Annotated in this window: 19 protein-coding genes; 6 read left to right on the top strand and 13 right to left on the bottom strand. The window is 45.5% G+C overall.

Annotated elements, in window-relative coordinates; translation table 11 throughout:
• Nucleotides 1–69: 69 nt before the first annotated feature.
• Complete coding sequence (locus ACLWBD_RS01730; RefSeq protein ID WP_413569314.1) at nt 70–1,143, top strand: hypothetical protein; 1,074 nt, start codon at nt 70–72, stop codon at nt 1,141–1,143.
• Here ACLWBD_RS01730 and trmB read toward each other — a convergent pair whose 3' ends face one another.
• The 3 genes from trmB to ACLWBD_RS01715 are packed head-to-tail and all read right to left on the bottom strand — an operon-like array spanning nt 1,144 to nt 3,892.
• Nucleotides 1,144–1,842 (bottom strand): tRNA (guanine(46)-N(7))-methyltransferase TrmB, encoded by a 699-nt coding sequence (gene trmB, locus ACLWBD_RS01725; protein WP_413569313.1) that lies wholly within the window; start codon nt 1,840–1,842, stop codon nt 1,144–1,146.
• Complete coding sequence (locus tag ACLWBD_RS01720; protein WP_063206165.1) at nt 1,820–2,854, bottom strand: cation diffusion facilitator family transporter; 1,035 nt, start codon at nt 2,852–2,854, stop codon at nt 1,820–1,822. The genes trmB and ACLWBD_RS01720 overlap by 23 nt, the downstream gene beginning before the upstream one ends.
• 39 nt (nt 2,855–2,893) lie before the next feature.
• Nucleotides 2,894–3,892, bottom strand: a complete 999-nt coding sequence (locus tag ACLWBD_RS01715) for a diguanylate cyclase (RefSeq protein ID WP_063244818.1) — start codon at nt 3,890–3,892, stop codon at nt 2,894–2,896.
• Between the two features lie 225 nt (nt 3,893–4,117).
• Between ACLWBD_RS01715 and leuS the strand changes: the two genes are divergently transcribed.
• Together leuS and speA are read left to right on the top strand one after the other, a co-directional pair.
• Entirely contained in the window at nt 4,118–6,511 is a 2,394-nt protein-coding gene (leuS, locus tag ACLWBD_RS01710; protein ID WP_413569312.1) for a leucine--tRNA ligase, read from the top strand.
• Between the two features lie 125 nt (nt 6,512–6,636).
• Entirely contained in the window at nt 6,637–8,541 is a 1,905-nt protein-coding gene (gene speA / locus ACLWBD_RS01705; RefSeq protein ID WP_063206162.1) for a biosynthetic arginine decarboxylase, read from the top strand.
• 450 nt (nt 8,542–8,991) lie between these two features.
• On the opposite strand, the gene ACLWBD_RS01700 is transcribed toward speA, so the two are convergent.
• The 3 genes from ACLWBD_RS01700 to ACLWBD_RS01690 form a co-directional block, all read right to left on the bottom strand.
• The gene (locus ACLWBD_RS01700; RefSeq protein WP_253696574.1) at nt 8,992–10,020 is read right to left on the bottom strand and encodes an ABC transporter permease subunit; all 1,029 of its coding nucleotides are present in this window, start codon (nt 10,018–10,020) and stop codon (nt 8,992–8,994) included.
• Nucleotides 10,017–11,051, bottom strand: coding sequence for an ABC transporter permease subunit (locus ACLWBD_RS01695; protein ID WP_172795342.1), 1,035 nt, complete (start codon nt 11,049–11,051; stop codon nt 10,017–10,019). Before ACLWBD_RS01695 ends, ACLWBD_RS01700 begins: the two co-directional genes overlap by 4 nt.
• Nucleotides 11,052–11,188: 137 nt before the next feature.
• Nucleotides 11,189–12,811 carry a peptide-binding protein gene (locus ACLWBD_RS01690; RefSeq protein WP_413569311.1) on the bottom strand — a complete coding sequence of 541 codons (1,623 nt, stop codon included), beginning with the start codon at nt 12,809–12,811 and terminating at the stop codon, nt 11,189–11,191.
• A gap of 148 nt (nt 12,812–12,959) precedes the next feature.
• Between ACLWBD_RS01690 and ACLWBD_RS01685 the strand changes: the two genes are divergently transcribed.
• The 3 genes from ACLWBD_RS01685 to ACLWBD_RS01675 all read left to right on the top strand — a co-directional run bounded on the left by ACLWBD_RS01685 (nt 12,960) and on the right by ACLWBD_RS01675 (nt 15,974).
• On the top strand, nt 12,960–14,015 hold the full coding sequence (locus tag ACLWBD_RS01685) for an agmatinase family protein (RefSeq protein ID WP_413569310.1): 1,056 nt from the start codon (nt 12,960–12,962) through the stop codon (nt 14,013–14,015).
• The gene (locus ACLWBD_RS01680) at nt 14,008–14,367 is read left to right on the top strand and encodes an arsenate reductase family protein (protein ID WP_063206158.1); all 360 of its coding nucleotides are present in this window, start codon (nt 14,008–14,010) and stop codon (nt 14,365–14,367) included. Before ACLWBD_RS01685 ends, ACLWBD_RS01680 begins: the two co-directional genes overlap by 8 nt.
• Nucleotides 14,368–14,813: 446 nt before the next feature.
• Entirely contained in the window at nt 14,814–15,974 is a 1,161-nt protein-coding gene (locus ACLWBD_RS01675; RefSeq protein WP_413569309.1) for a mechanosensitive ion channel family protein, read from the top strand.
• Here the strand turns inward: ACLWBD_RS01675 and ACLWBD_RS01670 are convergent.
• The 7 genes from ACLWBD_RS01670 to ligD all read right to left on the bottom strand — a co-directional run bounded on the left by ACLWBD_RS01670 (nt 15,971) and on the right by ligD (nt 24,672).
• Complete coding sequence (locus ACLWBD_RS01670) at nt 15,971–16,339, bottom strand: hypothetical protein (protein WP_413569308.1); 369 nt, start codon at nt 16,337–16,339, stop codon at nt 15,971–15,973. The genes ACLWBD_RS01675 and ACLWBD_RS01670 overlap by 4 nt on opposite strands.
• 92 nt (nt 16,340–16,431) lie before the next feature.
• The gene (locus tag ACLWBD_RS01665; RefSeq protein WP_063206155.1) at nt 16,432–17,055 is read right to left on the bottom strand and encodes a hypothetical protein; all 624 of its coding nucleotides are present in this window, start codon (nt 17,053–17,055) and stop codon (nt 16,432–16,434) included.
• A 109-nt stretch (nt 17,056–17,164) separates the two neighbouring features.
• Complete coding sequence (gene dinB, locus ACLWBD_RS01660; RefSeq protein ID WP_413569307.1) at nt 17,165–18,235, bottom strand: DNA polymerase IV; 1,071 nt, start codon at nt 18,233–18,235, stop codon at nt 17,165–17,167.
• 32 nt (nt 18,236–18,267) lie between these two features.
• Nucleotides 18,268–19,104 carry a lysophospholipid acyltransferase family protein gene (locus ACLWBD_RS01655; protein ID WP_253696572.1) on the bottom strand — a complete coding sequence of 279 codons (837 nt, stop codon included), beginning with the start codon at nt 19,102–19,104 and terminating at the stop codon, nt 18,268–18,270.
• Nucleotides 19,105–19,145: 41 nt separating this feature from the next.
• Entirely contained in the window at nt 19,146–19,709 is a 564-nt protein-coding gene (locus tag ACLWBD_RS01650; protein WP_413569306.1) for a hypothetical protein, read from the bottom strand.
• An 86-nt stretch (nt 19,710–19,795) separates the two neighbouring features.
• Nucleotides 19,796–22,144: a phosphoenolpyruvate carboxylase gene (locus ACLWBD_RS01645; RefSeq protein WP_413569305.1), complete on the bottom strand. Its 2,349-nt coding sequence runs from the start codon at nt 22,142–22,144 to the stop codon at nt 19,796–19,798.
• Nucleotides 22,141–24,672: a DNA ligase D gene (gene ligD, locus ACLWBD_RS01640; RefSeq protein ID WP_413569304.1), complete on the bottom strand. Its 2,532-nt coding sequence runs from the start codon at nt 24,670–24,672 to the stop codon at nt 22,141–22,143. The genes ACLWBD_RS01645 and ligD overlap by 4 nt, the downstream gene beginning before the upstream one ends.
• Between the last annotated feature and the right edge of the window lie 2 nt (nt 24,673–24,674).

The following is a 24,674-nucleotide window of genomic DNA, read 5'->3' as shown; positions in this document are numbered from 1 at the left end:
TTTGACGCAGGACCTTGAGTTACAAATTGAACAACTGACACGTCTTCTTGGCCGCGATATCCTATTTATATGAACGGACGTATTCATATCTATCGCGTATTTGATATCGGAAAAGACGTGAACCTTGAAGGTGTGCAACGCCACTTCGAGATGTCGTCGTCTGCCCAACGTTTCCGTTTAAACCGTTCTTCCAAAGCGATGATCATCAATCAACCTCCCCTTTCACTGGTGATTGAAAATTCTAAATACAGTGCCTTAGGTCATCCGTTAGATTTAGAAGTAACCGCAAAGATCTGGCACTTCGGTGCGGTCTCTTTAACGATGTCTTTCGTTCTTCCAAAAGGATTAACTTGGGATCGGTTAATTGCGTTAGGTAACTTTCTAGAAAATGACTCGAACCTTCATGACCTTGCGAAGAAACGTGTAGAGCAGATCGTTACAGGATTAGGTCGTCCGGTTTCCACGGTGAACTGGGAAACTTATGAAGACTACGCATGCTACTTCTTTCAAAGCCTTGAAGGCTGCGAAAAAAACGCGATGGAAGTCTTTAATCGTTACGATGTCTTTCGTTTGATTCTGTCCGAAAATAACGAAACTCTGTCTGAACAAATTAAAAAGACGATTTTGGACAGCACATTTCAATACAGCCAAGATGATCTGGCGGTTATCGACTGGAATTCGGCTTTAATTATTGAACCTTCTGGATCGACGGACATCATTGACGTCATCGAGTTCTCTCTTTGTCAGTTGCTGGAAATGCGCTATTACGACGATCTTTTGGATGAAAGACTGACTTACTTGTATTCTTCTTTAGAGAAAAAGCGCTTCAGCATTTTTCAAAATCACTATTCGCGTTTATCAAGAGAAGCAGCCCAGATTTATCTCGACATCTCAGACACCGTTGAAAGCGTTGAGAACACCATGAAAGTGGTCGGGGATTTCTATTTGGCAAAGATCTTCCGCGCCGCCTCGCAAAGACTGCGCTTTAAGGACTGGAAGGACAGTGTCGACCAAAAACTTTCAAACTTGGCGCAAGTGTCCAGGCTGTTCGTGGGTGAGGCTAACGAAAAACGGAACCAACTTTTAGAGATCATCATCATTGTGCTGATCGCGATCGAAGTGGTTCCGCTATTCTTTAAGTAACTAAACTTTTTGTAGGCGCACGAAGTTGATTTTAATACCTTCGCGCAAGAAGATCTTTTCGAATGCAGTTTCGAAATTTTGGTCTTTCATTTCAGAATTATGCAAATCCTGAGTTTCAAAAATGATCTTGTATGAAGATTGACGGATTTCATCCATCGCCCACAAGAAATAAACCAAAGAGTCTGTTTTGAAATTGATGAAGGAACCCGGCTTCTGCAAGCGATACAGAATATCCAAGTTTTGCTTACAAACAAAACGATTCTTGGGTTTCTTAGGCGAAGTCCAAGGATCTGGAAAGTGGATGTAAACATTGTCAATCTCACCTTCAGTGAAAAGCTCTTCGATATTGAAGGCGTGATAGCGAGCGATCGCCGCGTTTTTGCAGCCATCGGTCACCGCGCGACGAATAGTTTGGATCAAAGGCTTATACTTAAGCTCTAATCCCACTAGCAGACGTTGTGAGTGAGTCTTCGCATGATGAGCGAAGTAAGTTCCGTTCCCTGTTCCGACTTCCACGTCCATTGGCAAAGCCGCATTGGCTTTAAAAACATCCGAACGCCATTTGCCTTTATTCAGAGGAGCACGAAGCTCGTCAAAGGCAACGTGAGCATACTCACCGTTCAACGCCAAGGTATAGGCGTTTTGGTTTGGTAAATCTTTAGTGATATTGATTCGTCTACGTGGAACCGGGATTGTCATAGGCCCCTTGATTAGTCGGACGAGGGCCGTCGGTCAAGCTTTTCACTGTGAACGGACGCAAACTCTCATAGGGCTGCTGTCGAATAGGGCACGTCAAGACATCGCAAGCGCGGCAGTAGGATTTTTTACACGGGTCCAAGTGAAAAGCGAGCTCTCCATCAAACTTATAAGCCGCCACCACACAAGACTCATATCGATGAATCAGGTCATGCGCTTTCACGATATCCCAATATTCAGGAATGACCATGTGAGCATCAACGTGATGAAAACGTCCTGAGCGAATGATGCGTAAATGATGAATATCAATCACGCCGGGCTCGCGACATTTCGCCAAAACATCTGTGAGATCCTCTAAGATTTCCTCGTCCTGCTCGTCCATCAAAATACCGAGAGATTCACGTACAATTTTGTATCCGGAATATGCCAGCTGCAGTCCGACCAAGATAGCGACAACAGGATCTATCCACTGAAGATCCGTCAGCAGAACCAACCCAAGCCCCACCATCACGCCTGCAGTCGTAAGCACATCCGAAATGACATGAGCACCACTGGCTTTAAGAGCGTCAGAATGATGAGTTTTACCGATGTGTTTTAAATAAAGCCCAAGACCCAAATTTAACAAAGCTGCAACCGCGACCACTAACAAACCGATCTCGAGTTGTTGAGTCGGCTCGTGATAGATCAGGGCCTTGATACTCTCGTAAATAATCATCAAGGCCGCAAAGAAGATCAGACCACCTTCAAAGGCCGAACTAAAAGACTCTGCTTTCCCGTGTCCATAAGGATGTTCATGATCCGCAGGTTGAGCGGCAAAACGAACGACATACAAAGCTACTAAAGAGGCCACGACGTTCACAATACTTTCAAGAGCATCGGATAAAACGGCGGTCGAGCCGGTAATACGATAAGCGCCCATCTTTAAGGCAAATATCAAAAAACTTGCGATGGCGGAAATCCATGCGGCTCGATTTCTAATTTTATTTGCTGAGTCTGAAAGAATGTCTGACGCCATATAGAGGGTTTTCGTTGATCCCTCTTAGTTCGTCAATGACTAACCTGCTGCTTTTCGGCGTTTTTGCGCGGCAGACTTGAGTTCCACCACAGGGGCCTGTTCTGGCTTGTAATAACAAACCATATTGCGACCGCCACGTTTCGCATCATAAAGCGCATGGTCGGCACGGCGAACCAGCTCGCGGGCACTGATATTTTCACCAGGGATGGTGATGGCAAAGCCCACAGAAGCCGTTAATTTGATTGAGTCCTCTCCATTACGGAAAGTCGTCTTCTGAATGTTCTCACGCAAACGTTCACAGAAGTACATAGCGCCTTCGTGATTGGTTTCCGTCAAAACAACCAAGAACTCGTCACCGCCGTAACGAGCCGGGATGTCGATATTGCGAGTGTTGGCGCGAATGATTTTACCCACTTCGGAAAGAACGTAGCTTCCGAACAAGTGATCGTGTCCATCATTCACGGTTTTGAAATAATCCATATCCATCATGACAACACAGACGTCACGGTGGAAACGACGACCACGCTCCATCTCGAAATCCAAACGCTGATAAAGCGAACGCATATTGTACAGGCCCGTTAAGTCGTCGGTATCAACAAGCTCTTTCAGTTTTTCGTTGGCGTAAAGGAGTTGCTCATGCAAGTCACGAATACGCAATTGCGTACGGATGCGAGCTAATAATTCAAGAGGAACAAAAGGTTTTACAATGTAATCGTCGGCACCTGAATCCAGGGCTTCAATAATCGCTTCAGTGCTGGAATTTTCAGAAACGAACACACAAGAAACGTGGTTCAGTCTTTCGCGGATGGTTTTTAGAACTCTTAAGCCCGCCATGGACGGAGCCATCCAGTCCAGGATGACAACCTGAGGAATCCAAGACTCGATAAGGTTGTGCGCCTCTTTTTCAGTGGTAACACCACGAGCGTCATAGCCTTCCCATCTCAGAGGTTCTAAAAGAATCTCTAAGCTGTCTTTATCGTCGTCGATTACTAGAATGCGGCGACTTTTAGGTTGTTTGGAGCTGTTTTCAAAACTCATCTACATACCAGTGTAACGTCTGCCTCACTCATCGGTTAATTTCGAGATTTGATTAAGGAAAATTCTGATCCATCGACGAGGTCTGGGCTGGACCTAAATCTTGGGCCGGATTGTGGAACGGCGTTTTGCAAAACAGACTCGTTTGCGACTGCATATACGTTGAATTTGAGGGTGTTTTTGGATAGGACTAAACGGAGTACTTAAACGTTTGTAAGGATGTCCGTTATGAGTTTGAACTTCTCTGAAATTGAATCGAAATGGCAAAAAAAATGGGCCGAGCAAAAAGCGTTTCAAGCTGAGTCAAATAGCAAGAAACCGAAATACTATGCTCTAGATATGTTCCCCTACCCATCAGGCTCGGGATTGCACATCGGTCATATGGCTTCTTACACCCCCGGCGATATCGTTTCACGCTACAAACGTGTGAACGGCTTTAACGTTCTTCACCCCATGGGCTACGATGCGTTCGGATTGCCAGCCGAACAATATGCCATTCAAACTGGAATCCATCCGGCCATCACAACTCAAAAAGCCATCGAAAGCTTCCGCAACACACTTCAGTCATACGGATTTAGCTTCGATTGGAGCCGCGAGATCTCCACGTGCGAACCAAGTTACTACAAGTGGACACAATTTATTTTCTTAAAACTTTACGAACGCGGCCTAGCTTACCAAAAAGAAGTTCCTGTGAACTGGTGCCCGGCTTTGAAAACAGTTTTGGCGAACGACGAAGTCATCGATGGCAAGTCCGAACGTGGTGGACATCCCGTCATCCGCGTTCCGATGAAACAGTGGATGCTTAAAATCACGGACTACGCTGAACGTCTTTTGAACGATTTAGATAAAGTGGACTGGCCAGAAAGAACCAAAGAGGCGCAACGCAACTGGATCGGCAAAAGCGAAGGCGCACGCATCACTTTCAAAGTAGACAGCACGTCAGAATCTTTTGAGGTTTTCACGACTCGCCCGGATACATTGTTCGGTGTCAGCTTCATGGTCATGGCTCCAGAACATGAGCTCGTAAAAAAAATCACGACCGCTGCGGAAAAATCATCTGTAGAAGCTTATGTTGAAGCGACTTCGCGCAAGTCTGAAGTAGAGCGCAAAGCTACAACAGATAAGACGGGAGTTTTCACCGGCGCTTACGCCCTTCATCCAATTACGGGTGAAAAGATTCCGGTGTGGATTGCAGACTACGTTCTTTTGGACTACGGCACCGGCGCTATTATGGCGGTTCCAGGTCATGATGCTCGCGATTTTGAATTCGCGACAAAATTTAATTTACCGGTAAAGCGCGTTCTTGAGGGTGGCGAAACATTGCCATTTGAAGGTGACGGAACTTTGGTCAATTCAGACTTCCTAAATGGCCTCTCAAAAGCAGATGCTATCAAGAAAATGCTTTCGCATCTTGAAAGTAAGAAACTGGGCGTGCGCGAAGTGCAATATAAATTGCGTGACTGGCTTTTCAGTCGTCAACGCTACTGGGGCGAACCGTTCCCGATTGTTCACTTTGCCGATGGTTCTCGCGGAGTTCCTGTGAACGAACTTCCAGTGATTCTTCCAGAAGTGGCCGATTATGAACCTGCTGACACGGGCGAGGCTCCTCTAGCTCGCAATGCCGAATGGGTTCATTATTCTCGTGATGGTAAAGAAGGAAGACGCGAAACCGACACTATGCCAGGTGCGGCGGGTTCTTCTTGGTATTTCTTGCGTTACATCGACCCAAAAAATGATCAAGCGCCTTTCAGTGCGGAAGCCGAGAAATACTGGATGCCAGTGGATCTTTACGTCGGTGGACCCGAGCATACGGTCGGCCATCTTCTTTACTCGCGCTTCTGGATGAAAGTGCTTTTTGACTGCGGTCTTGTCACTCACGATGAACCTTTCCAAAAGCTTCTTCACCAAGGCATGATTTTGGGACCTGATGGCGAAAAAATGTCGAAATCTCGTGGAAACGTGATTTCTCCTGACACCATTGCAAAAAGCCACGGCGCCGACGCAATGAGAACATTTATCAGCTTCATGGGACCTGTCGACAAGGATAAACCGTGGGCGCCAACAGGTATTGACGGCGTGAAGCGTTTCTTGGATCGCATCAGCCGCTTGGTGGTCAGCGACGAAGGCCAATATGTGGCTACAAAAGGCGCGGCTCCAGATGACATTAAGAAATTAGTTCATAAAACGATCAAGAAAGTCACAGAAGACATCGAAAGCATGAGCTTTAACACGGCGATCAGCGCGATGATGATCTTGGTGAACGAGCTTTATAAGGCCGAGTGCCGCTCAGAAGAGGCTCTAAAACCGCTGGTGCAAATCTTGGCTCCTTTTGCTCCACATTTGGCCGAAGAATTGTGGGAAAAAATGGGCGGAGAAGGACTTTGCTCTTTGGCTCCATGGCCAAAATATGATAGTACCCTCGTCGCTGACGACACTGTGACTATCGGCGTGCAAGTGAATGGAAAAATGCGCGGCACGATCGAAGTAAGCCCGACGGCTTCAGAAGACGAAGCTTTAGCGGCGGCGAAAGCCGTAGCCGGAGTGTCTGCAGTTTTAGCTGGAAAAAATCCTGACAAAGTGATTTATAAAGCCGGCAGAATTTTAAATTTGATCGTGAAATAAACTGGCACCTTCGCGGGTGCCTCGCGGGCGCCCGAAAAGGACCAGATTTTCAAAAAAAATCTTTACGGCCCCGCTAGAAAATATAACCTCTTTCGTAAAAGAAAGAAGAGTGAGGGCCAAAAGAGATGTCAAATTGGAGTCCTGAAAAAAGTGCTGAGCTTTATGGGATTAACAACTGGGGCAACGGTTATTTCAGAATTAACGGAGCAGGCAATGTCTCTGTTACTCCAATGGGAGCAAGTGGACCTTCTGTAGACTTGTTCGAACTTACTCAGGATCTTTTGGACCGTGGTATCCGCGTTCCTATCATGATCCGTTTTCCAGAAATTATTAAATCTCGCGTAGAGCTTTTGAACGGTTGTTTCCAAAAAGCTTTTGCCGATCATGGTTACAAAGGCCAATACCGTGGCGTTTACCCGATCAAGGTGAACCAACAACGTCACTTGGTGCAAGAGCTGGTGAAGTACGGCCGTGGCTTTTCTATGGGTCTTGAGTGCGGCTCTAAGCCAGAGCTTCTTGTCGTTCTTGCTTTGATGAACACGGAAAACGCGTTGATCATCTGCAACGGCTTTAAGGACTTCGAATACATCGAAACCGCAATTCTTTCTCAAAAATTAGGTCGCAACACGATCATCGTCGTCGACCGTAAAGAAGAATTGAAAATGATCGTGGACACAGCGAAGAAGTTCAACGCTCGTCCAAAAATCGGTTTCCGCGCAAAATTGAACACGCAAGGTGCGGGTAAATGGGTTGATTCTTCAGGCGCTCGCTCTAAGTTCGGTTTGACGGCAGTTGAAATCGTTGAAGGCGTTGAGTACCTAAAGAACGAAGGCATGCTTGATTGCCTTGAGCTTCTTCACTACCACATCGGCTCTCAAGTTCCAGCGATCCAATCTATCAAGTCTTCTTTGAAAGAGGGCGCGCGTTTCTATACTGAGCTTTACAAAATGGGTGCAGGCCTTAAATACATCGACGTCGGCGGCGGTCTTGGTATCGACTACGACGGCTCTGGCCACTCTGACAGCTCTGTGAACTATTCTGAACAAGAGTATGCGAACGACATCGTGTCTGTTCTGCAAACTCTTTGTGATGAAAAAGGCATCCCACATCCAAACATCGTGACAGAGTCTGGCCGCTTCTTGGTGGCCCATCACTCGGTTCTAGTTTTCAACGTTTTGGGCGTGAACGATCTTCACCGCCACGAGCCGCCTCGTCCGGCGACAAAAGCAGATCCTTCGATCATGCAAGACATGCAGTACATCTTTGAAAAGGTGAACAAGGACAATATCAACGAATGCTTCAATGACTTAGAACAAGCTAAGCAAGAAACTTTGCAGCTATTCACTTACGGCGTCTTGTCTTTAGAACAACGCGCTTGGTGTGAAAGCATGTACTTCGCCATCGCCACTAAAATGGTGAAGCTGGCGAAAACGGTTTCAGATACCGAAGACATTATCGCGGCTCTTTCTAAAGAACTTTGCGACACTTACTTCTCGAACTTCTCGGTGTTCCAATCGGTTCCAGATTCTTGGGCAGTAGGTCAGTTGTTCCCAGTGATCCCTATTCACCGTTTGGGCGAAGAGCCTTCTCGTGAAACAACTCTTGCGGATTTGACTTGCGACTCTGACGGTGTGATTGAAAAATTCATCGACACAGAATCAGGAACTCCGAAGGACACTGTACGTCTGCACCAATTCACAGATGGTCAACAGTACTACTTGGGCGTGTTCCTGACGGGAGCTTACCAAGAGATCCTGGGCGATCTTCATAACTTGTTCGGCGACACCGATGCAGTTCATATCTCTTTGAACGGCGTAGGCTACACAATTGATCACTACGTACCAGGCGACACGGTAACGGAAGTTCTTTCTTACGTTCAATACGGCCGCTCTGAAATGGTGGATAATGTTCGTCAAGCTACTGAAGAAAGCATCCAAAAAGGCTCGATCACAAAACAAGAAGCCAAACTTCTGATCAAGCACTACGAAGAAGGCCTCTCCGGTTACACCTACCTAGAAGAAGCCGAATAGTGAAAAATAAAAAAGTCCGGTTACCAACCGGGCTTTTTGTTTTAGGCGCCTTCGCCAAGCTCTTCCATGTCAAATACTCTATCCAGTTTGACGGTCCTCCAGTCACTAGTCCTTGGACCGTGTACACGTTGGAGTGACTTCAGAAAAAACTAAATCTTACTACTGATCGCTAATATCATCAGGACAATTACTAAAACAGCTTTAGTAATTTCCAAAATACGCTGAAAACGTAAATAGGTTGGTTTACGCATCCGACACCTCCTATGATTCGGATAGGAGATCCAACAACAGTGAACTTGGCGAAAGCAAAGTTCGCTGTTGTTATGTGCTCCTGCGCATAACCCTTCGGGCTACGCGAAAAAATGCCATCCTGGCATTTTTTTGCATTTCAAGGCCTGAAAAAACAAAAGGCTCCGTTTCCGAAGCCTTCACTAATTTTAAAATTTGAATTTACATTTTCGAGTCGAAGGCGTCGCGGACTGCGAGGCCGATGTTAATTAGGACCGTCAGTGTTAGAACGATCGCGACCATCGGTCCCCATACTAGCCACTCGGCAATGGTGAACCATTTTTGTGCTTGGGCCATCAGTTCACCCCAGCTTGGTGTTGGAGGAACCAGTCCCAATCCCAAGTAATCTAGGAAAGACAAAGTATTTACGCCACCCGCGATGAAGAACGGAGCGAAGGTTACGATCGGTGTTAAACCATTCGGAAGAATGTGTTTACCGATAATACGTTTGTGATCTGCGCCGATAGCTTTAGCGGCTTCTACGTACTCACGCTTTCTTAATGAAAGGAATTGCGCACGCATGTAAGCAGAAATTCCTGTCCAACTGAACAACGCAAAGAAGATGATCAACAATGGCAAACTTGGTGTGAAGATCGAAATGATCGTGATCAAAACGAAAAGGATCGGCGTACTTTCAACGATTTCTACGATACGTTGACCAACTAAGTCCGTTTTACCACCAAGGTAACCCATCAAAGAACCCAACGTGATACCAATCGCGTAAGTGGCAATCCAGCTTCCGATAGCAAAAAGCATTGTGTAACGGAAACCGTAAAGAAGACGTGTCATCACGTCACGACCACTTTCATCCGTCCCAATCCAGTTCACTGAAGTTGGAGGAGAAGGATACGTATCAACTGTTTTGTTACTTTCGTACGGATCCCACTGAATAATGGGCCATACAGACCAGTCGCCCTCTTTCATCTCAAGCTGGCGATAATCCATCACGTAGATATCATCGCGACCAAAATCAGTCGGATGGTAGTCTACGAAAAGTGGGAAATAAAGTTTACCGTGATAGCTCACGATGTGAGGACGGTTGTTTGCCCAAAGCTCTGCCGTGAAGCTGAAAAAGAACATCGTCAATAGAATCCAAACAGAGATCACGGCAGTGCGATCGCGCTTAAATCGCTTGTAGCGTTTAAGCGTAAGTTCATTCTTAATAAGATATTTCTGAATTGGATCCATCATTTGAAGTCAATCCTTGGGTCGATAAGAACATAGATGATGTCGCTGAATACGCGGCCAAACATCAAAAGTAACGATGAAATGAACGTCAATCCCATGATCACGTTATAATCACGCGAAAGAACAGATTGATATCCAAGAAGACCGATACCGTCCAAGTTAAACATCTGCTCAATGATCAACGAACCAGCAAGGAAGGCTCCGAAGAAACCACCCAAACCTGTCGCGATAGGGATCAAGGCATTACGAAGAGCATGTTTAAAGATAACGATGTTTTCAGAAAGACCTTTCGCGCGCGCCGTACGAACGAAGTCAGACTTGATGATGTCCAACATCGAGTTACGCATAAGAACTGAAAGCTCCGTGAAACCACCGATCATGTAACAGATCAAAGGAAGAACGAAGTGGTGAACACGGTCCCACAATTTACCCATGGTTGTTAAGGACTCATAGTCGTCAGACTGAATACCACCGATTGGGAACATATTCAGTTTACCTGCGAACACAACGATCAAGAAGATACCCAACACCAGCGGAGGAATCGAGTACGTCAGATTCAGCAGGATCGTCGTCACCCGGTCAAAGGAAGCTCCGGCCTTAATGGCCTTTCGCACCCCTAAAGGAATACAGACCAGATAAGTTAAAATAAGGGAGGCAATACCGAACTGCAGGGAAACTGGAAATTTACTTTTAATAACGTCGATAACGGGTTCTTGGTAAGTAAAACTTTCACCGAAATCAAGACGAGTGAGGTTTTTTAACCAAATGAAGTAGCGGACATGAAGGGGCTTATCAAAACCATATTGCTTTTTTAGAGCCTCAATAACCTCTTCGTTTACGGAGGTGTCGCCGCGGGTATTGATGCTACCCCCGCCGCCGCCTCCACCACCGCCGGCAGCGCCGAAACGGATAGCTTGAAGCTTCTGCTCGATGGGGCTTCCAGGAGCTAAGTTAATCAACACAAAGGTGACTACGGTAATCCCGAAAAACGTCGGAATCATCAATAACAATCGGCGAATCAGGTAAACGATCAAAGCCCTACTCCCACAATACTTTTACGATGAGAAAAGATAGTTACGCTGTAATACTATTTTTAGTGAGGCGCAAGAAAGAAGGCGTACATTGTACGCCTTCTGGAAAAAAAATTAATATGTCGGCGCCTGGGTGAAGACTATTGAGCCTTCAACCACCAGTAATCTCTACCGATCTCATATTTGAATGTCTCTGCAGGCATGCCCATGCGAGATGAATTAGCGTAGAAAGCGTATTTATCGTTGAATAGGAACGCATATGGAGCGTCATCAGCGATCTTAGCGTAAACCTTTTTCAAAGCCGCTACACGTTTAGCCTTGTTAGGCTCAACACGAGCTTCGTCGATCAATTTGTCTACTTCTGGGTTTTTGTAAGCGATGAAGTTAGATCCACCAGCTACAGAGCTCGCAGAGTGCCAGATTTGTTTTGGATCTGGATCTACGGAACCGCCACCCCACGCCATTGTCACAGCGTCGAAGTTACCTTCGTCAACAAGCTTCAAGAAAGAGTTCCACTCAAGATACTTCAATTCCATATCGATACCGGCTTTTTTCAAGTCTTCACGATACATAGTGTAGTATTTTTCAGTGTCTTTTGATGGGTAGATCAAAGTGAATTTGAATTCAGAACGTTTGCCGTTCACTTCTTTTTCTAGAACACCGTTTTTGTCTTTGTCAGTCCAACCAGCTTTAGCCAAAAGTTCCTGAGCTTTCTTCGGATTGAACTCCAGAGCTTTGTTGCCTGGGTTGTATTCAGAACGCAAGTAGATCGCGCCGTTAGCAAGATCAGACATTCCGTAACGGAACTTTTTATTCATCTCTTCACGGTTCAACAAGTGAGCCAAAGCAACACGTACGTTTCTGTCTTGGAACAATTCTTTGCGGAAGTTCCAGCCAATGAAGCCGTAAGATTTAGGAGCACTGTTTTCAACTTTGTGCTTGATGATTGTTTTGCCCCAAGGAGCACCTTCTGTTTTTTTCATGAAGGCTTCAACACGTAGATCAAGGTAATCCAATTCACCTTTTTTCGCGCGCTCAAGTTCTACGTTTTCGTCTTTGTAGAAGCGCATAGTGATTGTGTCGAAGTTGTACATGCCAGCATAAGCTGCATCTTTATTGCCATACCATTTATCAAATTTTTTCAAAGTGATAACTTGGCCACGGTCAAACTTAGAAAGTACGTAAGGGCCCGCGCAGATAAGTTGGCGGTTCATTTTTTTAGATTTTTCGATATCGCTGTAGATCTTCTTAGGGATGACAGTCAAAGTCGCTGCAGATTCGAAGTTGTTGAAGTAAAGGTCACGTGCCGTAAAACGGATTGTGTGAGCGTCGAGAACCTCCGCTTTCGTCAAACCTTCATAGTAAGGGCGCAAGTGAGCCGCTTCGTATTTTGGTTCAAAGATAGCATCGAAAGAGAACTTCACGTCTTCAGCAGTTACAGGTGTGCCGTCGTGGAAAACAGCGTCTTTGCGAAGGTGGAAAGTGAAAACTTTATTGTCTTTGGAGATTTCCCACTTCTCAGCCAAACGAGGTTTCCAGTCGTATGTCTCAGAGTCACGAGTCGCCATACCATCACACACGTAGTTTTGTACGTAACGTGAGTAAGCGTCAGTAGCTGTGATCGGGTGAACCGTTGGAGGCTCGCCGCCAAGGTTAAAAACGAAATTTCCGCCTTTTGGTGCTTTAGCATTGGGTGCTGCTGCAAAAGCGGGTGCTGTCAAAGCTGAACTCAAAATAAGAGCTAGGAGACCCTTCATATTCATTGTGATTCCTCCAAAGAATTTCGTAGGGAATTTACGTACTTCCCAAAGTGCGGTTAAAATCGGTTATGCGAGAAAAATAATCAAGTTATTGCTCGATTGACGCTATGCTTAAATGCTATAAAGCTGTCCATTCTCAAGGAGTAAATAAATGTCTGATAAGACGGTGAAATTCGATCCTACCACAACCATTTCTGCAGAGTTCGGAATCTTCGGTATTCCCATGACAGAAGAAGAGTCCAAAGTCGTTCTAGTTCCGGTTCCCTGGGAGGTCACAACTTCTTACGGTGAGGGCGCTTCTCGCGGACCTCAAATCATCCGTCAAGCCAGCGAACAGATCGACCTTTTCGACATCGAAGTCGGCAAAGCTTATGAGGTCGGTTACCACATGCGCGACTTCCCGGAAGATCTTTGCGCGATGAACGACAAATTCAAAGCCGTGGCCCAAGAACTTATCGAAATGCGCACAAACTTGAGCGACGACGAAAAGAAAATGAACTCTCTGGCAGCCCAGGTGAACGAGGCCTGCGAAGAGATGTCTCAATGGGTTTATGATCAATGTTCTGACGTTTTGAAAAAGGGAAAACTCTTAGGCCTGGTGGGAGGTGACCACTCCACGCCCCTTGGAGCGATCCGTGCTGTGAGCGATAAGTTCAAAGGCGACTTTGGTGTTTTGCACATTGATGCGCACGCGGACCTTAGAAAAGGTTATCAAGGCTTTAAACAATCCCACGCTTCGATCATGTACAACGTGATGACAGACGCGAAGAAACCAAAGAAATTGGTTCAAGTCGGCATCCGTGATTTCTGCGAAGAAGAATACGACTTCAGCAATTCACGCGAAGACATCAAAACATTCTATGACTTGGAACTAAAACGCCGCCTGCTTAAAGGCGAAACTTGGGAACAGGTTTGCAAAGACATCATCAAAGAACTTCCGCAAAACGTTTATATCTCTTTCGATATCGACGGCTTGGATCCAGCCTTCTGCCCTCACACAGGCACTCCGGTTCCAGGTGGCTTGAGTGTCGACCAAGTGTTCTTTTTGTTCCGCGAAGTACACGCTTCCGGTCGCAAGATCATCGCTTTTGACTTGAACGAAGTTTCCACGGGCGGCTTAGAGGAGCACGAAGTGGAGTGGGACGGAAACGTCGGCGCTCGCATTCTTTATAAAATGTGCGGTTGGTTGGTGAAAAGCAATGCTTAAGGTTTACGAATACGCGAAGTGCTCAACTTGCGTGAAGGCACTTAAGTTTTTAGACGCGAAAAAAGTAAAATACGAAAAGCTTCCGATTGTCGATAAAGCTCCTTCGCAAAAAGAGCTTAAGGAAATGCTTGCTGCTTTGAAAGAACGTGGTGGCAGTCTCCGCAATCTTTTTAACACTTCAGGTGTTATGTACAAAGAGATGAAGTTGAGCGAAAAGCTTTCTGATATGACGGAAGCTGAGGCGATCAAACTTCTTTCTGAAAATGGAAAGCTTGTAAAAAGACCGTTTGTTATTTCTAACGACACTCATCTTGTTGGTTTCAAAGAAGATGAGTGGAAAAAAGTATTCTAAGTTCAAATAAAAAAAAGAGGAGCGTTTCAAGCTCCTCTTTTTGCCGCCGAAATTTCTTTTCCTAAATACTTATTCCAAGAAATCTGCTTCGCTCATTGATTCAGGTAAAATCATCTTTGAGTTTTTGGCGGTCTACGACTGTGAGGTCGATGGTGTAATGCTTCAGTTCTATTCATTTTATAGACGAAGTATATGCCTGCGAAAACCATTGCAAAAAATAATATCACGACGGTTAAGCTGACCATAATTACCTTCTTCCTTCGGTCGTTACAAAGACAGGTTGCCACAGCGAAAAGTGAATTTCGACCCCACACTGTCAGCAAACAATGAGGTCGCGGCGATTTTGTAGTTTTGTCCTGACTTTCCCCACATTAGCCTCGGCAGAATTGAACAAATTCCAGATCTGATTTGCAATAAACAGGTCTCGTGGCGTGAAAGGAATTTGAATGTTGGAGGATTTTCAGAACTCAAAGATGATGCACGACTTGCAAGTGGTGGCCGCTGCGGGAGGCCCGTGGCCTTGGGTCTTTGCATTTATTGGAGCCATCTTAGGAACGCTGGTTATCAAAGCCATCTTAAAAGCGCTTTCACCTCGCCTCACCTATATCACGTCTAAAACCACTCGCCAGTTAGATGATATTCTGGCGAAGTGTCTGATGAAAACCAAATCGTGGGTTATCTTTATCTGGATTTTCATTCCTATTTTGCACGCCATGGGCGCTGATGATCGAGTGCTTTCGTTTGGAAAAGCCGTGCTCGTTTTTGCCACCGCTTTTCAAATCGCGATTTGGGGATTGTTTGCCATCCATCGTTGGAAAGAAAATTATTTAAAGAAAAAAACAGGCACTAATCCAAGCACTGTTTCAGCGATGGGAATTATCACGACGGTGTTGCAAGGCACATTGATTGTAGCTCTCTTACTTATCAGCTTAAGCAATTTGGGAGTGAACATCGGTGCGTTGCTTGCCGGTTTGGGTGTGGGTGGTATCGCAGTCGCGCTGGCTGCGCAGAATATTTTAGGAGACATGTTTGCCTCCCTGTCTATAGTACTGGATAAACCATTTGAAGTCGGTGACTTCATCACCGTGGGTCCTCAGATGGGCACCGTGGAAAATATTGGAATTAAAACTACGCGCGTGCGCAGCCTCTCTGGAGAAGAACTGGTTTTTTCTAACCGAGATCTTTTAGATAGCCGTATTCAAAACTTTAAACGCATGTGGAAAAGACGTGTGCCTTTACGCTTCAGCGTACCGCACACGACTCCCCTTCCTATCGTTCGGCAGATTCCCGGGTGGATCACCGAAATCGTAAAGCAACAAAAGGATATTGAACTGGAAAGAAGTCATCTTGATGCTCTTGGAACTTCTTCAGTCGAGTTTGAATTCGTTTACTGGGTGCAAAATCCCGACTTCAATGCGCACATGGATATAAAGCAAAATATTCTGTGGGGTATTCAGGAAAAACTACAATCCCAAAACGTGCGTTTGGCGTTGCCGGGACAGTCCCTTTACGTTGAATCACTTCCTGAAGTCGTGGAAAAAACTTACGCGGAAAACACTCCCTCAGATCCGAAGAAAATCCCGAGTGGTCCGGCTCTGGATCACTAATGAAGTGGGGAAGTCACCTTCCCCGCAAACCACATGACGAGCCAAGCGGCAACAATAACAATCTCGACAACGGCGTCATAAAGATAAACTTTCGATATCACTTTTTTAGAGACGTAATAGATGTCAGCACCAGCCAACATCAGAGGTGCGCCGGCACCCAGAATAAAAAGACTTGTTGAAACTTCGTTGAGGAAATAGGCGGCCAGTAAAACGACACCGATGATTGTGATAAACCAACCCACAATACAAAGAAGCCAAACATCGGTCTTGGGACCTGTCACTTTCGCAAAACTAGGATAGTGAAGAATGGGCCAAAGCCCCGTGATTAAATAAAAAAGAGATTGTCCCAACAGCAAAACACTCATGGAACTTTTATAGAAGAGATCGTAACGAAGGTAAACCTGGCTTTCGACACTTCAGGAAGGGCGGACGTAAAAGCCCTTCCTGAAATCCCATTTTACATACAAAGAGTCGCGCCTGTTTCTGGGCTGCAACCATTCCAGAACGTTTTCTTGCAGTACATGTTTTGTGGCGTTTTCCATTTACCTTTAGCCATGCAAGATTGCCAGTAAGCGCTTTGCACATCAGAAGCTTCGGCATCAAAATCCGCCACAACTTCTTTCATCAAGTCACGTGCTTGCGCCTCTGACATATCCAATTTCAAAGCCACGGCTTTGATTGTTTCTGTTTTTGGAAGGCTGCGATTTGAAATAGACTTGATCGCTTTTTCATTCAGACCAATAGCTTCAAACGCCGCTAATCCTTGAGTTGGAACTTTGTCAAAAGCCGCTTTAATTTGTTCCGCAGTTTCGAGTTTGATCTGATGTCGCTGAGCGAATGCAACCACATCTGGATTTGCTTCAACCAAGCCTGGAACTTCGGCGCTCCAACAACGATGTCGTCCGCATTGACGATAACGTGGAGGACGACGATCATGATGGTGATGATGGCCATCATGGCTGGAGCCAATGCCAATGCCGATGGCAACGCCGATAGCTCCCGCTGCAATATCCGAAGAGTCACAGCCTGTATTACAAAATAGAGTGGTGATAAGAAGCCCTGATAAAATAATCTTCTTCATAGTGGTCCTTTCTTTTTTCCGATGTCTCAATGACACCGGCTTTAAGCCGTGGACCAATAGAGCAACGAGAGTGCCAAAAAAAGTGTCACCAGTTGGTAAGTATTATAAATTAAATCGCGAACTTGAGTTGCGGCGAGTCGCCACCTTCCGAGGTTTTCTTCTGTGATCCCAAACGCACGCCAAGGCCCACTAAGCGAACAGGAACACTTCGGCGAAGCCAGGCTTTTTCTAAAAGACGCTCAAAGTCCTCTTTTGTAGGTACAGACCTTGCGACTTCTTCATGCGTAGTTTGTTTAAAGTCATAGAACTTCAATTTCACCACAATGCCACGAATGCGGTCTTCGTATTGTCCTCTTTCAAGGCGGCGCAAGAAATCTTCATAAAGTGTCGGAATGGCTCTGCGGCACTCTTCAAGACTTTGCAGATCCCGGTTGAAAGTTTCCTCAACTGTCAGAGACTTTCGTTCCCACTCGGTGATGACAGTGCGATTGTCTTCGCCACGGGCAAAATCATAAAGCTCTTGAGCACGCGATCCAAACCAGTTGTGAAGCTCTAATACGGTGTATTTCTGGATATCCCCGCAAGTGTGCAAACCCAAATCGTGCATCTTCTGCGCCGTCACCTTCCCCACGCCGAAAATCTTTTCAACCGGAAGGTCTTTTACAAACGACGCTACATCTTGAGGACGAATAACAAACTGCCCATTCGGCTTTTTCCAGTCGCTGGCGATTTTCGCTAAAAATTTATTCGGAGCAACGCCAGCCGACGCGGTCAAATTTAGCTCCGTATAAATAAGGCGACGGATTTCCTGCGCAATCAAGGTCGCACTGCCACCGAAAAGCTGGCAGTCCGTGACATCTAAATAGGCTTCATCTAGGGAAAGCGGTTCAATCTTGTTCGTGAATCTTTCAAGAATTTCGCGAACTTTTCGACTTTCGTTTTTATACAAGTCGAAATGAGGAGGAATCAAAATCAAGTGCGGGCACAAGCGAACCGCTTGAGAGGAGGGCATGGCAGAGCGCACGCCATATTTGCGTGCCTCATAGCTCGCCGTCGTTAAAACACTGCGAGTGTTAGGTGGACCGCCAATACCTAAGGCTTTTCCTTTAAGCTCCGGGCGAAACTTCACTTCCACCGCAGCGTAAAAGCAATCCATATCAATGTGAATGATCTTCCTCATTTACACATTATTTACATATGTGTTTTAAGAAATCAAGTGGGATCTGCCTGCATTTCTGCGGGAGGCTGCTCCTCGACAGGAACACCTTTTACCGGCACGAACTTAGACGCTATCAAGGCATGTGCTTTTTCAGCAATCACGCCGCGATCATCTTCGGGGGTCGAATGAATTTGTTCTAGGAATTCAATTTCACCGATCACAGACTTTAAAGTCGCGGCTCTCCACATCGCCGTAGCAAAGGGAATATCCCCATACCAACAAACATGGTCACGCCATTTCAAGGTGAAATCTTCGCCGTTGATTTTACGGAAGTTGATGACGACAGGTTGAATAGGCACACCGGCGTGAGCAGCGGCCATCATCAATGTTTTCTTAAATGGCAAAACTTTTTCGCCGTTGGTAGACGTCGCCTCGGGATAAAGAACGACTCGGAAACCTTTCTTCAGAGTGTCTACGATCGTTTTCATTTCTTCTAAAATGCGCGTGCGACTGCGACGTTCAACATAGATACAACCGCCCATTTCAGTCAGCAGACCCAAGAATGGAGTTTCACGCATTTCATTAGAAGTCACAAACACCATGGGCGTACAAGACGCTAACATCATGATGTCGATAAAGCCCATGTGATTACTGATAAGAAGAAATTTTTCGCTATCGGCAGGCTTGTTTTTCACCAGCAGTTTTAAGCCCATGGCTTTGATAATCAAGCCGCTGAAGAACTTGGCGTTCGCAGAAAACGTCTTCAAACGTTTTTCCGGAGAACGCAAAGCGAAGTGGCATACAAATGACCAAATCAAAAACGTCAGAATGATAATGATAAAGACTAAAATTTTAACGACGCCGCGTACGCCCGTAACAATATTTTCCACAGGCCCCATTTAAAACCTGTGCGGCAAAAATGGTCAAGAAATCAATTCGCGCAGTCGACCTCTTCTATAGACAGAATCAAATCGCGGGTGAAAACACGACCTCGGCCCTCTCCCATCACGGTCCCAGCCAAGTTTCCGCGAAGGATGGCAGAGCCACCACAACTTGTTTCTGCAAGGACACCCTGCTGTCCCAAAGGTTTTTCAAGTTTTGAGGTTTGCTCTAAAGCTTCGACTTCGAGTGTTTGTTTTACAGATTGTTCTCCCGCTTTAAAGATTTCCAAATCTACACGAGCGCGTGTGTTTGCAGGATAAGCGCGAAGACTGGTCGTTTGATGAGAATCTGACACGACAATTTTTTTACCTGCTGAAGCTTTAAGACTTAAAGCGAAGGTACAAGTTCCGCGAGCGACTCGCTTGTCTTCATCTTTGCGAATATAAAGACCCGTCGGAACTAAAAAGCGATGGGCCGCGATTTCACGGATTTCGTGAGTGCCCACTGCAGCTTCACAGGCATTTCCTGCGATCTCGGCGGAATCCAGAGTTAATGCCTGCGCCTGCATTACACAGAGACTTGTTGCTGCTGCTAAAATAACGCCTTTACCCATAAATCCCCCTTTAATGTCTGGAGCTTTTTGCCACCAGGACAACCCTTAGTAAAGCGCCATTCAAAGAAAGTGCCAGGATACTTTTTTTATCCCGTGGTCAACATGCCACTGGCAACACCGGTGACAGTTTCTCGCAGTAAAGTGACATCTTTTTCCTTTAGAGCAATGAGCTGAAGAATATTTAACGGATGAATTAGCGGAGATCGAAGCGCAATGCTGGTTTCCAACCAAGGGCGATACCATAAAAGACTTTCTTCACCAGTGATTTCACGCACGGCCAGTCGACACTGTTCGTATTCTTCGGTGAAACGCTGAACCGTTTGTTCAGCGACTTCTTTAGGAAGCTCCGAGGAGTGCAGGTACATCGCGAAGATTTCTAGTTCCACCTTTTCTAAGGTGAAGCCCAAAAGTTTTATATAAGAGCGAAAAAGTGAAGACTCCACAAACGCCCGAATGTAGTGGATTTTTCCTTCTTCATTTAAATTCCTCCAAAAACTGCCGATCCCCCACCAACTTGGAAAAAGAATCCTTGTTTGAGTCCAGCAAAGAACCCACGGGATGGCGCGAAGATGTTTGATATCAATACTTCCTTGTCGTTTCGCCGGACGCGAACCTAACTTCAAATCTTTCAAAAAAATATACGGCGTCGCCGTTTCAATAAGCTGCAAGAACGCAGGCTCTTTCAAAAGCTCCTGATAGGATTGTTGAACAAATTGCGAAAGCGTTAGCAGATCCTTTCTAGCACGAGGGCTTTCAAAGCGATCTTCTTTTCTTTGACTGAGATCTCGGGCGGACTCTAAACGATCCAACTGACTGCGAAGAATTTCAGGTGAGCTGTAATTGCGATAAATCATCTCTCCTTGCACGGTCATCTTGACGGTATTTAAAGCAGAATGAGGCCACCATTCGGTCTGCTCTTGAATACTGCCTCCGCCACGCTCAACACTGCCACCTGAACCGTGAAAGAACACAGGTTCAAAACCATGGGTCTTAATTACTTTTTCAAGTTCACGAATCGCTGAATAAATTAAAAAACGAGATGGAAAAGACCCGTTTTCTTTTGCCGAATCTGAATATCCCAGCATCACTTCAAATTTTTTAGACCATAGATTTTCGATATACTTGCGCCGAACAGAATTTTTTAAAAATTCTTCGACAATACTGACACTCGAACTCAAAGAATGCGCACTTTCAAAAAGGGGAATTACCGGGAGCCGCGCTTTTCCCAGATACTTTTCCACAAGCTGAACACCCGCGATAAGGTCCTTGGCACTTTCCGTCTGGCTTAGAACGAAACCACGTACGTAAAAACGCGGGTCGTTTTCTGAAGCGATCTTTCCTAACAGCTGAAGCATCCGTGATATGGCCGATTTTCGCAAGGGCGATTGAAGAGCTTCATGCACAAGACTTGCCTCTTCGCGCAGCTCTAACGGAACTACGAGGCCCGGGAAGATCTTTAACAGAAGTCGAACCTCGTATAAAACCGAAGACTCAATACCTAAAAATCTTTGATAGTCCGCCAACAACTGATCTAATTTTTTTTGCAGTGCTTTTACCTTTTTGGAATCACCAGCTCTTATTTTCTTTAATTGCGTCAGCAGTTTGCGAATAGCTGCCGCCAGGCTTAGCAAATGCTCCATCTCGCTTTGGTGTTTACCGAAAGTGTGCGCTAAAGGCTCAAGATCCTTCATAAAGGATGAAAACTTATCTTGTATCCACCGCAAAAGAAATTGCCGCGCCATCTGCAAGCTTCCGAGTAACGTCTTTTCATTCACGCCGGGATGCCCGTCTTTATCCCCGCCAACCCAAGAGCGAATGTAAAACGGAAGCTTCTGCGCGGTTTGCTCAATAAACACCCGCATGACATCTTCGTGCAATGCCAGAGAATAAATATATTCAGCTTCATCCATCACAGTCGGTTTTCGCTGTTTTGACATGGGAATCCGCCAAGTGATTTTCAGTAGAGCGAAAAGTTCTGTCGTATCCTTTTCCTCTTCGTTTACCAGGTGTTTTTCTAAAAGTTTCTGAATCTTTTTGAAGTAATAAATAATATCGGGGTTGCGTGATTCTGTGGGGTGCGCCGTTAATACATGAATGATATGACCGAAGCTATGCCCTTCTTCGGTCATGATCTTCGTGTCTTGACGAAGACGATGTGTCCGATAAGCCGACTCGCAAGAGTTGATCAGCTCCAGCATTAAAGCAAACGAATGAGCGATAGCATACTGGTCTTGTCTTGAAAGCTGACTCAGATCACTTTTAATTCTTAAAAGACCGTGTAGCTTTCCCCCGTCTTCCGTTTTCACGTATTGACGTAAAGATTCGATACGATCAAATCCCTTTTCTCCAAGTTCGGACTGAATCACCTTACCTAATTCAGTGACGGACCAGTTCACAAGATTTGTGAGTTCTTTTGGTAACTGTTCCGGATTCATAGGACCGGCTTTAAGATCGAGATTTTTTGATTGTACTTAAAGTAGTCCTTCCACGGGTCGACCTTACGATGTTTAAGGTGTTCAATAGCTTTTTCTAAAGTGAATTGATCAGGCGCCTTGATTTTTCTTAAGTCCTTCCAATCAATCGGCATCGCCACGGCACTTTTATCTCGGGCACGAAGTGAATACGGCATCACCGCCGTCGCGCCTCGTCCGTTACGCAAATAATCCACAAATATTTTTTTATCCCGAGCTTTCTTAGAAATAGTCGTTGTGTACATATCAGGATTTCGGTGGGCCATTTCCTGCGCCAAGGTTTGCGAGAAGGACTTGATTTGATCCCAGCTATAGATGGGAGCTACAGGAATGTGTACATGCAGTCCTTTGCCCCCGGAAACTTTGAGAAAACTTTTTAATCCTAAATCGTCCAGTATCTGCTTCAAATCTTCTGCGGACTGAACGACCTGCTTCCAAGAGATTCCTGGGCCGGGATCGAAATCCATCACTATAAGATCTGGATGTTCGACAGTCTCTCGACGCGATCCCCATACATGGATTTCAAACGCCCCCATCTGGGAAAGCGCCAGAAGACCTTCTGGTGAATCCAAAGTCAGATAGGCCTTCGTGCCACTTCTTTCTTTAATACTCACAGGCGTGATAGATTCTGGCACCGTTCCGGCGATGTGCTTTTGAAAGAAGCATTGCTTAGATGTTCCCTCTGGACAACGCAAAAGATTCAGTGGACGGTCTTTCACATGCGGAAGAATAAGATCCGCGTGATCTTGATAAAATTTTGCGACCTGAAGTTTAGTTATCTTTTCCTTCGCGTAAAGAATCTTATCGGGATTAGAAATTTCACCCCGCAAGTATTCTTCTGTGACCTCTTGCTTTTTTGAAGACTTAGCTCTCTTAGAGGTTTTTTTCTTAGATGAAGGCGATTCTTCTAAAACCTCTTCAAGCGGCTTGGCTTTTTCGATATGGATCTCTTTAGCAGCTTTATCTTCCCGCAATCCATGAAAGACGGCCGTTCTTAAAATTTTATCCGAAGTCCAATTTCCAAAAGTCACTTCAGCCACCAAGCCCGGTTTTAACCAATGAGTTCCTCTTTCGCGGGGGGATTTAATATCAAAGGGAGATGTCTTTTGTTCCCTCCGCGATAGCTTCTTTAGAATGTCTTCAATTGATTTTTCAGTGAACCCTGTTCCTACTTTTCCCACGTAACGAAGCTGATCACCTTCATAAACACCTAAAAGCAAAGCGCCAAACGAGGAACGAGCTCCCGTGCCTTCGGTATATCCGCCGATGACGAACTCCTGATGAAGTTTGCACTTCACTTTAACCCACGAACTGCCCCGACGAGATTGATAAGTGCTATCTTGATCTTTGGAAATGATACCTTCGAGCTGATAATCACAAGCCTCTTTGAACAGATCTTTGCCGAAACCGGCCATGTGATCGCTATATCGAATCAGCGGCTCATTGAGATCCTTGATAAGTTCTTGTAAAAGTTCTTTACGATCGATCAAAGGACGCTCTCTTAAGTCCTCACCATCTAAGAACAACAAATCGAAAACATAATAAACAAGGTTATTCACGTCGTGAGCTTTCAAAGAATTTTGAAGCTTCTGAAAATCGCTGCGTCCTTCTTTATCTAAAACTACGATTTCACCATCTAAGATGGCGTTTGCCACCGACAGCTGCTTAAGACTTTTTTCAATACCGGGGTATTTCTCTGTCCAATCCAAACCGCTTCGCGTGAAAAGCTTGAGCTTTCCTTTTTCAAAGTGAGCTTGGGTGCGATAGCCATCGAATTTTGTTTCATGAATCCACTTTGTGCCTTCGGGAACATCTGTCACTAATTCCGCGAGCATGGGCTTAATAAATTCAGGCAGCGCTTTTACTTTTCTCTTTTCTTTGACTGCTCTTTTGGCGGGGCTTGCCGACTTTTTTTTTGAAGGTGATGAAGTCGCTCGTGCTGAACGACGAACATTCCCCTTTTCATCTTCAATCGGAACGACCTCATCATTTGGAATCACATATTCATCAGTTCTTTTAACCAAAAGCCACTGCGACTTACTGCCGCTGGCAGGACGACCCGTTCTTAAAAGCATCCACTGGCCATGCAGCTTTTTACCTTTAAGCTTAAACTCCAGATGCCCTTTCTTCAGCCCTTCACGCACGCTGCCGATTGGTTCCCAGGTACCGGTATCCCAGATGTAAACGCGACCTGCTCCATATTGCTTTTCCGGAATCACCCCTTCGAAAGAACCGTACGATACAGGATGATCTTCGACTTCTACCGCTAACCGTTTGATCTTTGGATCATGAGACGGCCCCTTCGGAACGGCCCAGCTTTTTAAAACGCCGTTAAATTCTAGGCGAAAATCATAATGCAAATGCGACGCATGATGCTCTTGCACCACGAACATCAGGGTGTCATCTTTGGCCTTCTTGTTTCGACGAGGCGTGGATTTTGGTTCGGACGTAATTTTAAAATCGCGTTTTTTAACGTACTCACGAAGAGGCATGC

Origin of the sequence: Bdellovibrio sp. HCB117, assembly GCF_047305915.1 — a bacterium.
Taxonomy (GTDB): domain Bacteria; phylum Bdellovibrionota; class Bdellovibrionia; order Bdellovibrionales; family Bdellovibrionaceae; genus Bdellovibrio; species Bdellovibrio bacteriovorus_B.
The sequence above is the reverse complement of the archived record's forward strand: the minus strand, read 5'-3'. Positions and strand labels throughout refer to the sequence as shown.

Excerpts from the sequence above, each read along its gene's own strand:
- ACLWBD_RS01730 (WP_413569314.1), top strand. The coding sequence starts at position 70 with ATGAACGGACGTATTCATATCTATCGCGTATTTGATATCGGAAAAGAC.
- trmB (WP_413569313.1), bottom strand. The coding sequence starts at position 1,842 with ATGACAATCCCGGTTCCACGTAGACGAATCAATATCACTAAAGATTTA.
- ACLWBD_RS01720 (WP_063206165.1), bottom strand. The coding sequence starts at position 2,854 with ATGGCGTCAGACATTCTTTCAGACTCAGCAAATAAAATTAGAAATCGA.
- ACLWBD_RS01715 (WP_063244818.1), bottom strand. The coding sequence starts at position 3,892 with ATGAGTTTTGAAAACAGCTCCAAACAACCTAAAAGTCGCCGCATTCTA.
- leuS (WP_413569312.1), top strand. The coding sequence starts at position 4,118 with ATGAGTTTGAACTTCTCTGAAATTGAATCGAAATGGCAAAAAAAATGG.
- speA (WP_063206162.1), top strand. The coding sequence starts at position 6,637 with ATGTCAAATTGGAGTCCTGAAAAAAGTGCTGAGCTTTATGGGATTAAC.
- ACLWBD_RS01700 (WP_253696574.1), bottom strand. The coding sequence starts at position 10,020 with ATGATGGATCCAATTCAGAAATATCTTATTAAGAATGAACTTACGCTT.
- ACLWBD_RS01690 (WP_413569311.1), bottom strand. The coding sequence starts at position 12,811 with ATGAATATGAAGGGTCTCCTAGCTCTTATTTTGAGTTCAGCTTTGACA.
- ACLWBD_RS01685 (WP_413569310.1), top strand. The coding sequence starts at position 12,960 with ATGTCTGATAAGACGGTGAAATTCGATCCTACCACAACCATTTCTGCA.
- ACLWBD_RS01680 (WP_063206158.1), top strand. The coding sequence starts at position 14,008 with ATGCTTAAGGTTTACGAATACGCGAAGTGCTCAACTTGCGTGAAGGCA.
- ACLWBD_RS01675 (WP_413569309.1), top strand. The coding sequence starts at position 14,814 with ATGTTGGAGGATTTTCAGAACTCAAAGATGATGCACGACTTGCAAGTG.
- ACLWBD_RS01670 (WP_413569308.1), bottom strand. The coding sequence starts at position 16,339 with ATGAGTGTTTTGCTGTTGGGACAATCTCTTTTTTATTTAATCACGGGG.
- ACLWBD_RS01665 (WP_063206155.1), bottom strand. The coding sequence starts at position 17,055 with ATGAAGAAGATTATTTTATCAGGGCTTCTTATCACCACTCTATTTTGT.
- dinB (WP_413569307.1), bottom strand. The coding sequence starts at position 18,235 with ATGAGGAAGATCATTCACATTGATATGGATTGCTTTTACGCTGCGGTG.
- ACLWBD_RS01650 (WP_413569306.1), bottom strand. The coding sequence starts at position 19,709 with ATGGGTAAAGGCGTTATTTTAGCAGCAGCAACAAGTCTCTGTGTAATG.
- ACLWBD_RS01645 (WP_413569305.1), bottom strand. The coding sequence starts at position 22,144 with ATGAATCCGGAACAGTTACCAAAAGAACTCACAAATCTTGTGAACTGG.
- ligD (WP_413569304.1), bottom strand. The coding sequence starts at position 24,672 with ATGCCTCTTCGTGAGTACGTTAAAAAACGCGATTTTAAAATTACGTCC.